Here is a 15,252-nt window from a genome sequence, read left to right on the forward strand (position 1 = left end):
TATGATCACCCGCTCCATCTACATCGGCAATCCTGCTTATCTTAAACTCAAAGACGAGCAGTTGAAAATCCTCTGTCCGGAAACCAAAACGGAAAAGGGGAGTGTTCCTGTGGAAGATTTGGGGTTATTGATGCTGGATCATTATCAGATTACCATTTCGCACCATCTGATTCAGAAAATGATGGGAAATAATGTTGTGGTGGTGAGTTGTGATGCTCATCATTTACCGCACGGAATTATGCTTCCGCTGTATGGACATACCGAACATTCCGATCGGGTAAAAGATCAGTTGGAAGCCAGTGAACCGCTGAAAAAACAGCTTTGGAAACAGACTGTGGAATGTAAGATCGAAAACCAGAAAAATGTCCTGATGAAACAGGGGAATTACTACGAACCGATGATTGAATATCAGAGAAATGTAAAGTCCGGCGATATAACGAATATGGAAGGAATTGCAGCACAGCATTACTGGAAATATCTTATCAGTCTGGATTTTTTAAGGCAGCGTTTCGGAGATTCACCCAATCAGTTTTTTAATTTTGGATATGCCGTGCTCAGAAGCATTGTCGCAAGAGCCATTGTAGAAACCGGACTGTTGCCTGTTCTCGGTATTTTTCATAAAAATAAATACAATCCGTATTGCCTTGCCGATGATTTAATGGAACCTTACCGTCCGTTTGTTGATCTGCTTGTGATGCAGTGGCTGAAGATTCATCCGGATAGCGAAGAACTGACGAAAGAATTTAAAGCGCATATTCTCCAGATTGCGACCAAAGATGTGCGTATTGATGACAAAACAAGACCGTTGCTGGTTGCTGTAAAAATTACCACGTCATCGCTTTACAAATGCTATACAGGAGAAAAGCGACTGATTTCCTATCCGGAATTGATATAATTTTTATGGCAGCTTTATCCGCCTGTAGCTTATCCTGAGAGGAGTCGAAGGACAAAAATCAGCAAAAAGAGCTCCACTCAGGTCGGGCTGCGAACGTTACGACAAACATACAATAGTCACCAAAAATGAATGCCGAAAGGTTTAATGCATACCGAATTATGTGGGTTTTAGTATTATATGACCTCCCGACCGAAACGAAAGCGAATATGAAAGATGCAAACCGTTTTCGGAAGGCTTTGATTGATGACGGGTTTACCTTATTTCAGTTTTCGATGTATGTGCGACACTGTCCGAGCCGCGAAAATGCAGAAGTACACATCAAGAGAGTCAAATTTATGCTTCCCAAAGCCGGAAAAGTAGCCATTATGTGCATTACCGATAAACAGTTTGGAGACATCGAAATCTTTTTTGCCAGAAATAAAGAAGAACCGCCACCGACCTTCCAACAGCTCGAATTGTTCTGAATTTTGAATCCTGAAAATAAAAATAATCTACTGAAAACCAGTAGATTATTTTTTGAGGTTGTCCTTCATTACGAAGATAATGATTTTGAAATCCGCAGCCGGATAAGCGTAGGCGGATTCGACGAAAAGCGTTGGATTCGATTTCGCTGAGTCAAAGCAATTCCCAAATAGAAAATCAAAAAAGATAATTAGAGATAGATTATAATTACCTTTTAGAGATTTTGTTATTTTTAAAATATAAAATAATCCATTGAAAACCAATGGATTATTTTTTGAGGTTGTCCTTCATCACGAAGATAATAATTTTTGAAAGCAATTCACAACATGTGATCTAACGTTGACTAATACCTTCGAGTTGTCCTTCATCACGAAGATAATAATTTTTGAAAGCAATTCACAACTTGGAAGCAGCGAGTAACTATACCTATCAGGTTGTCCTTCATCACGAAGATAATAATTTTTGAAAGCAATTCACAACCACAGTTTCGTGATCATCTAGAAAACCTACGTTGTCCTTCATCACGAAGATAATAATTTTTGAAAGCAATTCACAACACACTATTGCCACTCAGTTTCCAAATCCTGGTTGTCCTTCATCACGAAGATAATAATTTTTGAAAGCAATTCACAACCCAACCCTCCTTGATTAAGGTTGGGCGCATGTTGTCCTTCATCACGAAGATAATAATTTTTGAAAGCAATTCACAACCCAAATCCATCAATTAAATATCACGGTGCAGTTGTCCTTCATCACGAAGATAATAATTTTTGAAAGCAATTCACAACACAAATTTAAACATAGACTAAATATTAAATGTTGTCCTTCATCACGAAGATAATAATTTTTGAAAGCAATTCACAACACAGAAGCAATATACTGAAGAGCAAACTAAGTTGTCCTTCATCACGAAGATAATAATTTTTGAAAGCAATTCACAACAATTACGTCGTCCGTTAATATTATCAAAGGGTTGTCCTTCATCACGAAGATAATAATTTTTGAAAGCAATTCACAACCTGGAAAAACGAAACATATCCAATAATAGGGTTGTCCTTCATCACGAAGATAATAATTTTTGAAAGCAATTCACAACACAACGCAAGTAGATAAATTGGTTTTGTTTGTTGTCCTTCATCACGAAGATAATAATTTTTGAAAGCAATTCACAACTCTCCAGTATAATTGTTTTTTTTGCCATAAGTTGTCCTTCATCACGAAGATAATAATTTTTGAAAGCAATTCACAACCGATCTTTCAAAATATATTAAAATTGAGTTGTTGTCCTTCATCACGAAGATAATAATTTTTGAAAGCAATTCACAACCAAGCCAATTTAAAACCTGTTGATTTTTCGGTTGTCCTTCATCACGAAGATAATAATTTTTGAAAGCAATTCACAACCGTGCCTAGGTATTCAGATTATAAAACTGCGTTGTCCTTCATCACGAAGATAATAATTTTTGAAAGCAATTCACAACCGGCGACGTGGTCTGTTACGCGTTACTGTGGTTGTCCTTCATCACGAAGATAATAATTTTTGAAAGCAATTCACAACCAACCCAATTTAAAACCTGTTGATTTTTCGGTTGTCCTTCATCACGAAGATAATAATTTTTGAAAGCAATTCACAACCACGCTTCCTTTCAATGGGAATTTGATAAAGTTGTCCTTCATCACGAAGATAATAATTTTTGAAAGCAATTCACAACATAAAATAACTTCATATAGCCTTCGGGTATGTTGTCCTTCATCACGAAGATAATAATTTTTGAAAGCAATTCACAACCCATATTTATCAGTGATTACTTCATCTGTCGTTGTCCTTCATCACGAAGATAATAATTTTTGAAAGCAATTCACAACGGGGAATGTCTACACCATTAATATCAACGAGTTGTCCTTCATCACGAAGATAATAATTTTTGAAAGCAATTCACAACTAACTCAGTGATTTCAGAATTTACCTCTGCGTTGTCCTTCATCACGAAGATAATAATTTTTGAAAGCAATTCACAACCAATATGTAATATGATGAAAGATAAAGTTTGTTGTCCTTCATCACGAAGATAATAATTTTTGAAAGCAATTCACAACTTTACCAACGATTGACGATACCACACCTGGGTTGTCCTTCATCACGAAGATAATAATTTTTGAAAGCAATTCACAACTCAGAATTTACAGGTTCAAAGTAAATGGATGTTGTCCTTCATCACGAAGATAATAATTTTTGAAAGCAATTCACAACTCAGATCTTGATACGGTTTTTCTTTGATATGTTGTCCTTCATCACGAAGATAATAATTTTTGAAAGCAATTCACAACTTCTCCGTTTTCGATCGCTTTTTTTGAATCGTTGTCCTTCATCACGAAGATAATAATTTTTGAAAGCAATTCACAACCAATACCGCGTTAGGTTTTCGGGGGAAAAAGTTGTCCTTCATCACGAAGATAATAATTTTTGAAAGCAATTCACAACCCAAATCGAGTAGAAGCGTCGGCGCCATCGGTTGTCCTTCATCACGAAGATAATAATTTTTGAAAGCAATTCACAACCTACCACTCGCTTTGATTCTCAAGGCAATTGTTGTCCTTCATCACGAAGATAATAATTTTTGAAAGCAATTCACAACCTACCACTCGCTTTGATTCTCAAGGCAATGTTGTCCTTCATCACGAAGATAATAATTTTTGAAAGCAATTCACAACGTCCTTCGGTAATGATTTTTGCTCGCGTAAGTTGTCCTTCATCACGAAGATAATAATTTTTGAAAGCAATTCACAACCAATGTCCGTACTGATATATTTCAGGTTCCGTTGTCCTTCATCACGAAGATAATAATTTTTGAAAGCAATTCACAACCTCAGCTCCATTTGAGTCTCTTGGTAGATCGTTGTCCTTCATCACGAAGATAATAATTTTTGAAAGCAATTCACAACATTACACAATGAGGCAAAGTACGTGTATTAGTTGTCCTTCATCACGAAGATAATAATTTTTGAAAGCAATTCACAACGGTCTTGGAGACCTTGCAGGTAAACCCGTCGGTTGTCCTTCATCACGAAGATAATAATTTTTGAAAGCAATTCACAACTCCTGTTAATACTGGCAATACTAGGACTACGTTGTCCTTCATCACGAAGATAATAATTTTTGAAAGCAATTCACAACCACCATTATAAGGGCACTTGATTTCAATTAGTTGTCCTTCATCACGAAGATAATAATTTTTGAAAGCAATTCACAACTTTTATCAGGCATAGGCAAAAGAATCGCATGTTGTCCTTCATCACGAAGATAATAATTTTTGAAAGCAATTCACAACCAGCCGAACAAACTTCCTGTTATTGCAAAGTTGTCCTTCATCACGAAGATAATAATTTTTGAAAGCAATTCACAACCCAATTAATAAGTGGTCAATCTGCGAACCAGTTGTCCTTCATCACGAAGATAATAATTTTTGAAAGCAATTCACAACGTACACTCATTTATATAGTCAGGTTGTTTTGTTGTCCTTCATCACGAAGATAATAATTTTTGAAAGCAATTCACAACCATAAACATGAGCAATAGAATAGGTAATGCGTTGTCCTTCATCACGAAGATAATAATTTTTGAAAGCAATTCACAACTTGGACTAAAAAAGGGCAATTAATTACACCGTTGTCCTTCATCACGAAGATAATAATTTTTGAAAGCAATTCACAACTACCATTTACTCCATGTTTTTTATTGTTGTGTTGTCCTTCATCACGAAGATAATAATTTTTGAAAGCAATTCACAACGCATGGAAGGAAATAGATGAAGATGCTGTAGTTGTCCTTCATCACGAAGATAATAATTTTTGAAAGCAATTCACAACGTAGAAGCCGCAAGTAACTATACTTATCAGGTTGTCCTTCATCACGAAGATAATAATTTTTGAAAGCAATTCACAACTTATAACCCATGATGGAAATGAAATCAGTCGTTGTCCTTCATCACGAAGATAATAATTTTTGAAAGCAATTCACAACTGTTCTTTTACGTATCTGTAAAAATCATAGGTTGTCCTTCATCACGAAGATAATAATTTTTGAAAGCAATTCACAACTCACAATTAAACCACGCTAAAAATTCATTTGTTGTCCTTCATCACGAAGATAATAATTTTTGAAAGCAATTCACAACTCTACGAAAAGCAAACTGGAATCATGATTAGTTGTCCTTCATCACGAAGATAATAATTTTTGAAAGCAATTCACAACCAAGACCCTGTATTCCCCTAACTAATCTAAGTTGTCCTTCATCACGAAGATAATAATTTTTGAAAGCAATTCACAACTGCTCACGTAGTGCCAAAAAGAAGTTATGCGTTGTCCTTCATCACGAAGATAATAATTTTTGAAAGCAATTCACAACCAACAGGTAGCATTTCCAACAATTAAGAATGTTGTCCTTCATCACGAAGATAATAATTTTTGAAAGCAATTCACAACGTACCTGTAAGTGTAGCTGATGTTTGAAGTGTTGTCCTTCATCACGAAGATAATAATTTTTGAAAGCAATTCACAACCAAATGAGCTCAAGGCAAGTACGACTCGTAGTTGTCCTTCATCACGAAGATAATAATTTTTGAAAGCAATTCACAACTGTGATTTAACTTTAACGGATGCATTCGAGGTTGTCCTTCATCACGAAGATAATAATTTTTGAAAGCAATTCACAACCGACTAAGATAGATGATCGTTGGAATGGCTGTTGTCCTTCATCACGAAGATAATAATTTTTGAAAGCAATTCACAACTCGTAAGTCGCATGACTTTCATATGTAAGAGTTGTCCTTCATCACGAAGATAATAATTTTTGAAAGCAATTCACAACTGAAAAGAAAATCATTAAAGAAATGGGGCTGTTGTCCTTCATCACGAAGATAATAATTTTTGAAAGCAATTCACAACGAGATTCTGAAATTCTAAATATTCCATTGTGTTGTCCTTCATCACGAAGATAATAATTTTTGAAATCTGCTGCAGGAAGAGCGTGGGCGGATTCGACGAAAAGCATTTGATTAAGCTATGGCTGAGTCAAAGCAATTCACATTCAACTTTTGTTGTCTCAAAGATAATAATTTTTGAAATCCGTTGCGGGAAAAGCGTAGGGGGATTCGACGAAAAGCATTTGATTAAGCTATGGCTGAGTCAAAGCAATTTACTTTCAACTTTTGCCGTCTCAAAAGATAATAATTTTTGAAATCCGCTGCAGGAAAAGCGTAGGGGGATTCGACGAAAAGCATTTGATTAAGCTAGGGCTGAGTCAAAGCAATTTATATAAACGCACGTTGTCCCAAAGATAATAATTTTTGAATCCGCCGCAGGAAAAGCTTAGGGGATTCGACGAAAAGCATTTGATTAAGCTAGGCTGAGTCAAAGCAATTCACATTCAACTTTTGCTGTCTCAAAGATAATAATTTTTGAAATCCACTGCAGGAAAAGCGTGGGCAGATTCGACGAAAAGCGTTTGATTAAGCTAGGCTGAATCAAAGCAATTCATATAAACCCACGTTGTCCCAAAGATAATAAATTTTGAAATCCGCTGCGGGAAAAGCGTAGGGGGATTCGACGAAAAGCGTTTGATTAAGCTATGGCTGAGTCAAAGCAATTCACAACTGATCGTCCTCAGCAGTAAAAAAGAATTTAGTTGTCCTTCATCACGAAGATAATAATTTTTGAAATCTGCTGCAGGAAAGGCGTAGGCGGATTCGACGAAAGCGTTTGATTAAGCTAGGGCTGAGTCAAAGCAATTCACATTCAACTTTTGCTGTCTCAAAAGATAATAGTTTTTGAAATCTGCTGCAGAAAAAGCTTAGGCGTATTAGACGAAAAGCGTTTGATTAAGCTATGGCTGAGTCAAAGCAATTCACATTCAAATTTGCTGTCCCAAAGATAATAGTTTTTGAAATCTGTTGCAGGAAAAGCGTATGGGGATTCGACGAAAAGCATTTGATTAAGCAAATCAGGCTTATTTACAGACTATAAAAAATAGCCATAACCGAAGTACAATCGGCTATGGCTAAAAAATATTTTAGTAAAAACGAAATTAAATTCCGTCGATGATTTCATTTAAAACCGTACTCGGTCTCATAGCAGCATACGTTTTATACGTGTCTGTTTTATAGTAACCGTCAATGTTCTGAGGTTTTCCCTGAGCACCAATTAATTCTGCGTTAATTACTTCTTCGTTTTCCTTCATTGCCTCTGCGATCGGAGCAAATTGTGCTGCTAATTCTGCATCAGCAGTCTGGTTTGCCAGAGCTTCAGCCCAGTACATTGCCAGATAAAAGTGAGAACCTCTGTTGTCGATTTGTCCCACTTTTCTTGCAGGCGATTTATCGGTAGCTAAGAATTTAGCATTAGCCTCATCCAGTGCATCTGCTAAAACCTGAGATTTTGTATTCCCCTGAGTTTGTGCCAAATGTTCTAAAGATGCCTGTAAAGCAAGGAATTCACCTAAAGAATCCCATCTTAAATAGCCTTCTTCGATGAACTGTTCAACGTGTTTTGGGGCAGAACCTCCTGCTCCGGTTTCGAACAATCCTCCGCCGTTCATTAACGGAACGATAGAAAGCATTTTCGCAGAAGTTCCAAGTTCAAGAATTGGGAAAAGATCGGTTAAGTAGTCTCTCAATACGTTTCCGGATACAGAAATGGTATCTTTCCCTTCTCTTGCTCTCTTCAGCGTTTCCGTCATGGCATCTTTTACATCAAGAATCTTAATGTCGAGACCGGTGGTGTCGTGATCTGCTAAGTATTTTTCAACTTTTTTGATGATTTCTCTGTCGTGTGCTCTTCCTTTGTCTAACCAGAAGATAGCCGGAGTATCAGATAATCTGGATCTGTTAACTGCTAATTTTACCCAATCCTGAATCGGAGCATCTTTCGTCTGGCACATTCTGAAAATATCTCCCTTTTCAACTTTCTGAGAAAGAAGTACGTTTCCGTTTTCGTCCTGAACTTGGATGGTTCCTTCTGCAGAAGCCTGGAATGTCTTATCGTGAGATCCGTACTCTTCAGCTTTCTGAGCCATTAAACCAACGTTCGGAACAGAACCCATTGTAGTAGGATCTAATTTTCCGTGTGCTTTCATATCATCAATAACAGACTGATAGAAACCTGCGTAAGAACGATCCGGAATGATACAAACCGTATCTTCTTCTTTTCCGTCTTTGTTCCACATTTTTCCGCCTCCTCTTACCAATGCAGCCATAGAAGCATCAACGATGATGTCTGAAGGAACGTGGAAATTCGTAATTCCTTTATCAGAATTTACCATCGCTACTCTTGGCCCGTTTGCCAAAACCGCTTCAATATCTGCTTTAATATCTGCTTCCTGAGCATTTCCTTTGATTTTTTCGAAAAGATCAGCCAGACCGTTGTTTGGATTAACATCTAAAGACTTGAATGTCTGTGCATATTTTGTGAAAACTTCTTTGAAGAACGTTTCTACAATGGCTCCGAAAATAATCGGATCGGAGATCTTCATCATGGTTGCTTTAAGGTGTGCAGAAAGAAGAACGTTTCTGTTTTTTGCCTCTTCAATCGCTTCCTGTACGAAAGTCTTCAAAGCATTCAGATTCATTACGGAAGAATCAATTACTTCTCCTGCCTGAAGATTAGCGAAGTCTTTCAGTTGCGTTTCGGAACCGTCATTTCCTTTGAAAACGATTTTATATTTTGTAGCATTCTCTACCGTTACTGAGGTCTCAGTACCGTAGAAATCACCTGAGTTCATATGGGCAACATCTGTTTTGCTGTCAGAAGCCCAGTCGCCCATTCTGTGAGGGTTTGCTTTTGCATAATTTTTAACGGCTTTTGGAGCACGTCTGTCAGAATTTCCTTCTCTTAATACAGGATTTACGGCACTTCCTAAAACTTTGGCATATTTAGCCTTAATTGCTTTTTCGTCGTCATTTTTAGGTTCAGCCGGATAATTCGGTACCGCGAAACCTTTGGACTGCAGTTCAGCAATTGCTTCATCCAGCTGTGGCACAGAAGCGGAGATGTTGGGTAATTTAATGATATTTGCGTCAGGTTGAGTTGCCAGCTGACCCAATTCAGCCAAAGCGTCGCCGATCTTCTGATCGTCTTTCAAAAATTCCGGGAAGTTTGCTAAAATTCTTCCAGCCAAAGAAATATCCGGAACGGCGATCTCGATGTTTGCAGATTTTGTGAAAGCTTTTACAATCGGTAAAAACGAGTGTGTAGCCAACATGGGAGCCTCATCCGTAAGGGTGTAATAGATTTTTGATTTGTCTGACATTATACTGTAATTTATTATTTGATTTTTTTAAGACTCACAAATTTAGTGATTATGATTGTTTTATAAAGATATTTTGCCCAGAAATTGTTTAAAGTGCCCTTAAGTAAATTGTTTAGAAATCTAAGACAATGATTTTAAATCTTTTTGCAGATGGGTCCTGTGCTGTTTTTGAGACTCCATCATGGTTGTGGAGATGTTAAGATCCCTGCTTAATTAAATTCAATTATTTTCCCAGTTTTATGGATAGGAAGCCTGCTTTTGTCAGGTAATTGGTTTGAAATGCTTATCCGAAAGAGTAGGGGCGCTGCCAAATTATTGAATAATGAAGCTTAGGGATTATCCTCATGATAAGGGTTTAATCTTCTCGATGTTCCACTAAAGGATTGATTGCATCTCAACGAGGTATTTAATTGGGAAAGGTGAGATTTCTTCTTACAATAAAGAAGTGATGGAGAACAACTTACCTTCTCAGATCCTTCTATGAAGTTTTTTCCTTCACAGATGTTTTTTTATTGAAACTTCTGTGAAGGAAAGGGAGCCGGGGCCTTATAAAGCATATCCTAAAGATACTCCTAAGACGAATCCTGCTTTTCTGTTATTTACACTTGGAAATTCTATCATAGGGTTCACTCTCACCACAAAACCACCCGTAGCAATCAACCGATAACCTACCCCCACATAGTACATATTTTCGTACTTTCTATAAGTTACAGCAGGATCTTTTAATGTGTTTGTGAAGTTCTTCCCAAAAGTAGGTGTAACCCCTAAAATAAATTCCACATTATTATGATTTCCATATAATACTATTACCTGAACAGGTATACTATATCTTGGGGTCATATCATTTTTTGCCTGATCAGCAAAACCAAGCCCAATTCCAGCTCTTCTCGCTATCCTAAACCTATTATCTCTTGACAAACTATAATTACGTTCATAATTGGCACTAATTAGCTGATCACTATTAGCTAATACTTCACCATAAATAATATTTTTTGAATCAACTCCATGTTCTTGCGAAAAAGCAAATGAACACAATGTTAGAAAAATAATTGTTAGTAGTTTCATTGTTCTTTGTATATCTTATTAATTTTTTCATCGGAAAGATTTACTATCCCCAAAACTTTTTTACGCCTTGGAAGTCTTTACAGGCTGATTTTTTGTTTCCTATTTTGTTATAGGAAGAAGCTCGGAAGAGCAACAGATCATTAATTTAAGGCTCAATATTTAAAGCTTTATTGCGTATTGATGGACATTTCATGATCTTTTCATCTGATAATAAGAAACAGTAAGATCTGAATAAGCATTCCGAAAGGATAGTAACCATTCTGATCGGTAATTTCAGCAAATCCTCCCGTATTTTTTTAGCTTACCCTTACGTTTCGTAAATGATCTTTTTACCGGTAAATATATTGATTCTTTCCGCAAAATTTATTAACATAAAAAATAATGCTTACTGTTAAAAGTTTAAAGACTTTTTTAATAAAATACAGCTGCATTATAAAACGCAAAGAAGCTATCTCAATTGTGAGACGGCTTCCTTTATTGTTGCTCACGGATTATAAATCCGGGAGATCACGGAATCATAAAAAACATCAAAATTTTTTCCGGTGAACGGCATTCATTTTTACAGGAAATTTTATCCTTCTGATTCCGGGTAACTAAAATTTTAACAAATAATTTTCAGAGTTTTTATTAAAGGAATGAATTTCTGCATTGTAGAGTTTTCCCCGCTTCTGCCTTTATGAGGCGGAATGCCGCAATATTTTATATTTCCTCCACGTTTGAAATAAAAATTAATACCATCATTTCTTAAAGAGCACAATATGAAAAAGAAATTTAGCAATCCTCCGTTGTATGATGAGGAGACCATGCATACCATTCTGGATATCTTTTCCGGAATTCTGGAAACGCTTGAAAAAAAGCAGATCGGCGACTTGCAGTATTATGACAGTGCCGATGTCAAAAGGCTGCTGAAGATCAGCGACAGTACCTTATTCAGAATCCGGAAATCACAGAATATTCCGCATGTAAAGATCGGAAAGAAGATATATTATCCCAAATGGTTTTTTAATACTGCCCTCAAAAAATGAGGGTATTTTTTATGCTTTTCGTGGACGGGATGAAGTCCCGAATTCTGCTGAATGAGGCGGGTATTGGGCTGGTCATTCCTCTGTCATCCTGAGCGCGAAGCAGCCGAAGGATCTCTTTTCTTATCACAATAATCTGTTGTTTTGATTTTTGTGCGCAACTGCTTCACGCAGATTGTGGAGATTACGCAGATATACAATGTAACTGCTTAAATTACTTTCTAAGTGTGTTAAGCAGCCGAAGGATCTCTTCTTATCACAATAATCTGTTGTTTTGATTGTCGTGCGCAATTGCTTCACGCAGATTGTGGAGATTACGCAGATACAATGTAACTTCTTAAGCTGCTTTCCAAGTATACTAAGCAGCCGAAGGATCTTTTTTTATAACAATAAATAATTGTTAAATGCTTTCGATTCAATATCATACTTTAAAATCAATGACTTTCTGCGCTGTCATCCTGAGCGCGAAGCAGCCGAAGGATCTCCTTTTCTTATCACAATAATCTGTTGTTTCCATTTTCATCCGCAATTGCTTCACGCAGATTATGAAGATTACGCAGATATACAATGTAACTGCTTAAATTACTTTCTAAATATAGTAAGCAGCTAAATGATCTCTTTTTTATTACAATAAATAATTGTCTAACGCTTTCAATTCAATAGCATACTCTAAAATCAATGATTTTCTGCGCTGTCATCCTGAGCGCGGAGCAGTCGAAGGATCTTTTATATCACAATAATCTGTTGTTTTGATTGTCGTGCGCAACTGCTTCACGCAGAGTGTGGAGATTACGCAGATATACAATGTAACTGCTTAAATTACTTTCTAAGTTTGTTAAGCAGCCGAAAGATGTCTTTATACTACAATGATTTGTTTAAAATGATGTAGCAGTGATGTGGACTTCGGCTCCGCTCAGCCCACGATGGTGGGTATGGTTGACAATGATTTGTTTAAAATGGATTGGCAATGAAGTACGCTGAGCGGAGCCGAAGCTAAAAATATCTGTATTACATTTTATCGGAGATAAAATCTTTGCGCCTTAATACATAGAGCATGTTAGAAATCTTGCGTCCTTGCGATTATAAACAATTTTGGGGAGGGTTGTTCAGGATGATGTGCGCTTGGGCTCCGCTCAGCGTACGGTGGCGGGTGTGGTTTGCAATGATTTGTTTAATGGAATTGCAGCACCGTAGGCTTCGGCTCCGCTCAGCCTACAGTGGCAGGTTTGCGTTACAATGGTTTGTTTAAAATAGAGTGGTAATGATGTGCGCTTCGGCTCCGCTCAGCGCACGGTGGCGGGTGTGGTTTGCAATGATTTGTTTAGATGGAATGACATGAAGTACGCTGAGCGGAGCCGAAGCGTACAATGAAGCAGAAATACTTTCATAAAATTCTTCGGGAATCCTTCGACTGTTGTTCGGTGTTTCTTCGGAAAAAATCCCATTTTTCCGAAGCCGATCCGAAGAAGACCCGAACATGATCCGAAGAAATGGGTTTTCAAACCGGTCAAAAGCAGTCAAAACCGGTCATCTTTTTCACAGGTGCCTGAAATTGGAAAATTCTGTAATACCTTCGTTCTGTTAACCAATAAAAATGCACAAAATGGCACGAATAACAAAAGGAATCCTTGGAGGATTTTCAGGAAAAGTAGGGACGATTGTTGGCGCAAACTGGCGCGGACAGGACATTATCAGAAGCATTCCCAAACCAAGCTCGAAGCAGCCCACCGATAAACAGCTTCTGCAGCAGACCAAATTCAGCATGGTGATCAGTTTTCTGCAGCCGCTCAAAAATATTCAGACGAAGTATTTCGGATCGGGGAGCGGTTCAAAATCAAGGGTGAATATGGCGGTTTCCTACACGATCAGCGAAGCATTACAGATGAATGGCGATGTTCCCGAACTGGTATACAACAAGGTTCTGATCACGAAAGGGGATCTGGCAGGTTTCCAGAACGTCACGGCTTCTCCCCAAACCGGAAATATCATTACGCTGAGCTGGGAAGATAATTCCGCACAGGGAAACGCAGATACCGCCGACAAAGCCAATGTGGTATGTTATAGCAAAGAACTGGGAACGTTTGAAATTTTCGAATCCGTTGCGGAAAGGGAAGGGTTGACTGCTGATGTCACGATGCCTGCTTCTTACACAGGAAAGGAAATTCAGGTCTGGGTGTTTTTCAGGAATGCGAAAGAAACGCTTGCGTGTAACAGCGCGTATCTTGGGGCGTATACCTTAATTTAATTTTGAATCTCCATCCGGAAGGGTGGGGATTTTTTATGGTGGCTTCGGCTCCGCTCAGCCACCATGTTTTTTGATTTGATTTTTGGGTGTTGTTGGGCGGTGGGGTGTTTTCTGTAGTGGTGGCTTCGGCTCCGCTCAGCCACCGTGTTTTTTTGATGTGATTTTTGGGTGTTGTTGGGCGGTGGGGTGTTTTCTGTAGTGGTGGCTTCGGCTCCGCTCAGCCACCATGTTTTTGATTTGATTTTTTGGTGTTGTTGGACGGTGGGGTGTTTTCTGTAGTGGTGGCTTCGGCTCCGCTCAGCCACCTTGTTTTTCGATGTGATTTTTGGGTGTGGTTGGGATGTGGGTTGTTTTTCTGTAGTGGTGGCTTCGGCGCCGCTCAGCCACCGTGTTTTTTTGATGTGATTTTTGGGTATTGTTGTGCTGTGGGGTGTTTTCTGTAGTGGTGGCTTCGGCTTCGCTCAGCCACCGTGTTTTTTGATGTGATTTTTTGGGGTTATTGGGCGGTGGGTTGTTTTTCTGTAGTGGTGGCTTCGACTCCGCTCAGCCACCATGTTTTTTGATTTGATTTTCGGGTGTTGTTGTGCGGTGGAGTGTTTTCTGTAGTGGTGGCTTCGGCTCCGCTCAGCCACCTTGTTTTTCGATGTGATTTTTTGGTGTTGTTGGACGGTGGGGTGTTTTCTGTAGTGGTGGCTGAGCGGAGCCGAAGCCACCTACTCATCTTTTATAAAAAACTTACTGTGGGTTTCGTTCATGCATTCGGCCGCTTTTTTAAGCTCTTCGTTCCAGCCATTGATTAAAGCTTCTTTTTTTCTCCGGCTCCATCCCTGAATTTGTTTTTCCCGGTAGAAAGCAAGATCAATACGTTCAAATTCTTCAAAATAAATAAGCTTTACAGGAAGCCGTTTTTTAGTATGATTGGCACCCTCTCCTTTTTGATGCTGCGAAAGCCGGCGTTCGAGATCGTTGGTGCTGCCGGTGTAATAACTGCCGTCTGAGCAGAGAAGAATATACATCCATCCTTTTATCATTTGTATTTTTTTCTAAAGATAGTATTTTATTTGAATGCGGTGGCTTCGGCTCCGCTCAGCCACCGTTTTTTTTGATTTGATTTTTTTGGGTTGTTGGGCAGTGGTTGTTTTTCTGTAGTGGTGGCTGAGCGGAGCCGAAGCCACCATGCTTTTTTGGTTCCTGATACAAATTTATTTTGTAAAAAGTTTTTATTAAAATTTAGAAAATAATATCTTTAACGTTTTTAAT

General features: G+C 38.1%; 8 protein-coding genes and 1 CRISPR repeat array. Of the genes, 4 read left to right on the forward strand and 4 right to left on the reverse strand.

Annotated features, from left to right (window positions below; all coding sequences use genetic code 11):
* Position 1 precedes the first annotated feature (1 nt).
* On the forward strand, positions 2-895 hold the full coding sequence (cas1, locus tag WFH39_RS02770) for a type II CRISPR-associated endonuclease Cas1 (RefSeq protein WP_336688720.1): 894 nt from the start codon (positions 2-4) through the stop codon (positions 893-895).
* A 125-nt stretch (positions 896-1,020) separates the two neighbouring features.
* On the forward strand, positions 1,021-1,359 hold the full coding sequence (cas2, locus tag WFH39_RS02775) for a CRISPR-associated endonuclease Cas2 (protein WP_007842732.1): 339 nt from the start codon (positions 1,021-1,023) through the stop codon (positions 1,357-1,359).
* Between the two features lie 277 nt (positions 1,360-1,636).
* A CRISPR array of direct repeats spans positions 1,637-6,302; the repeat unit is 47 nt; unit sequence GTTGTCCTTCATCACGAAGATAATAATTTTTGAAAGCAATTCACAAC.
* Positions 6,303-7,440: 1,138 nt separating this feature from the next.
* Here cas2 and WFH39_RS02780 read toward each other — a convergent pair.
* Together WFH39_RS02780 and WFH39_RS02785 are read right to left on the reverse strand one after the other, a co-directional pair.
* Positions 7,441-9,660 carry an NADP-dependent isocitrate dehydrogenase gene (locus tag WFH39_RS02780; RefSeq protein ID WP_336688721.1) on the reverse strand — a complete coding sequence of 740 codons (2,220 nt, stop codon included), beginning with the start codon at positions 9,658-9,660 and terminating at the stop codon, positions 7,441-7,443.
* 546 nt (positions 9,661-10,206) lie between these two features.
* Positions 10,207-10,725: a hypothetical protein gene (locus tag WFH39_RS02785; protein WP_336688722.1), complete on the reverse strand. Its 519-nt coding sequence runs from the start codon at positions 10,723-10,725 to the stop codon at positions 10,207-10,209.
* A gap of 758 nt (positions 10,726-11,483) precedes the next feature.
* Between WFH39_RS02785 and WFH39_RS02790 the strand changes: the two genes are divergently transcribed.
* The gene (locus WFH39_RS02790) at positions 11,484-11,750 is read left to right on the forward strand and encodes a helix-turn-helix domain-containing protein (protein ID WP_235130405.1); all 267 of its coding nucleotides are present in this window, start codon (positions 11,484-11,486) and stop codon (positions 11,748-11,750) included.
* Between the two features lie 1,242 nt (positions 11,751-12,992).
* Here WFH39_RS02790 and WFH39_RS02795 read toward each other — a convergent pair.
* Positions 12,993-13,226: a hypothetical protein gene (locus WFH39_RS02795; RefSeq protein WP_336688723.1), complete on the reverse strand. Its 234-nt coding sequence runs from the start codon at positions 13,224-13,226 to the stop codon at positions 12,993-12,995.
* A 124-nt stretch (positions 13,227-13,350) separates the two neighbouring features.
* Between WFH39_RS02795 and WFH39_RS02800 the strand changes: the two genes are divergently transcribed.
* Positions 13,351-13,992: a DUF6266 family protein gene (locus WFH39_RS02800; RefSeq protein WP_336688724.1), complete on the forward strand. Its 642-nt coding sequence runs from the start codon at positions 13,351-13,353 to the stop codon at positions 13,990-13,992.
* 713 nt (positions 13,993-14,705) lie between these two features.
* Here the strand turns inward: WFH39_RS02800 and WFH39_RS02805 are convergent.
* On the reverse strand, positions 14,706-15,023 hold the full coding sequence (locus tag WFH39_RS02805) for a GIY-YIG nuclease family protein (protein WP_336688725.1): 318 nt from the start codon (positions 15,021-15,023) through the stop codon (positions 14,706-14,708).
* Between the last annotated feature and the right edge of the window lie 229 nt (positions 15,024-15,252).

This window comes from Chryseobacterium sp. MMO-72 (assembly GCF_037146035.1).
Lineage (GTDB): Bacteria > Bacteroidota > Bacteroidia > Flavobacteriales > Weeksellaceae > Chryseobacterium > Chryseobacterium indicum.

Coding starts and splice junctions, on each gene's coding strand:
- WFH39_RS02785 (WP_336688722.1), bottom strand. CDS start 10,725: ATGAAACTACTAACAATTATTTTTCTAACATTGTGTTCATTTGCTTTT.
- WFH39_RS02790 (WP_235130405.1), top strand. CDS start 11,484: ATGAAAAAGAAATTTAGCAATCCTCCGTTGTATGATGAGGAGACCATG.
- WFH39_RS02805 (WP_336688725.1), bottom strand. CDS start 15,023: ATGATAAAAGGATGGATGTATATTCTTCTCTGCTCAGACGGCAGTTAT.
- WFH39_RS02780 (WP_336688721.1), bottom strand. CDS start 9,660: ATGTCAGACAAATCAAAAATCTATTACACCCTTACGGATGAGGCTCCC.
- cas1 (WP_336688720.1), top strand. CDS start 2: ATGATCACCCGCTCCATCTACATCGGCAATCCTGCTTATCTTAAACTC.
- WFH39_RS02800 (WP_336688724.1), top strand. CDS start 13,351: ATGGCACGAATAACAAAAGGAATCCTTGGAGGATTTTCAGGAAAAGTA.
- WFH39_RS02795 (WP_336688723.1), bottom strand. CDS start 13,226: ATGTTCGGGTCTTCTTCGGATCGGCTTCGGAAAAATGGGATTTTTTCC.
- cas2 (WP_007842732.1), top strand. CDS start 1,021: ATGAATGCCGAAAGGTTTAATGCATACCGAATTATGTGGGTTTTAGTA.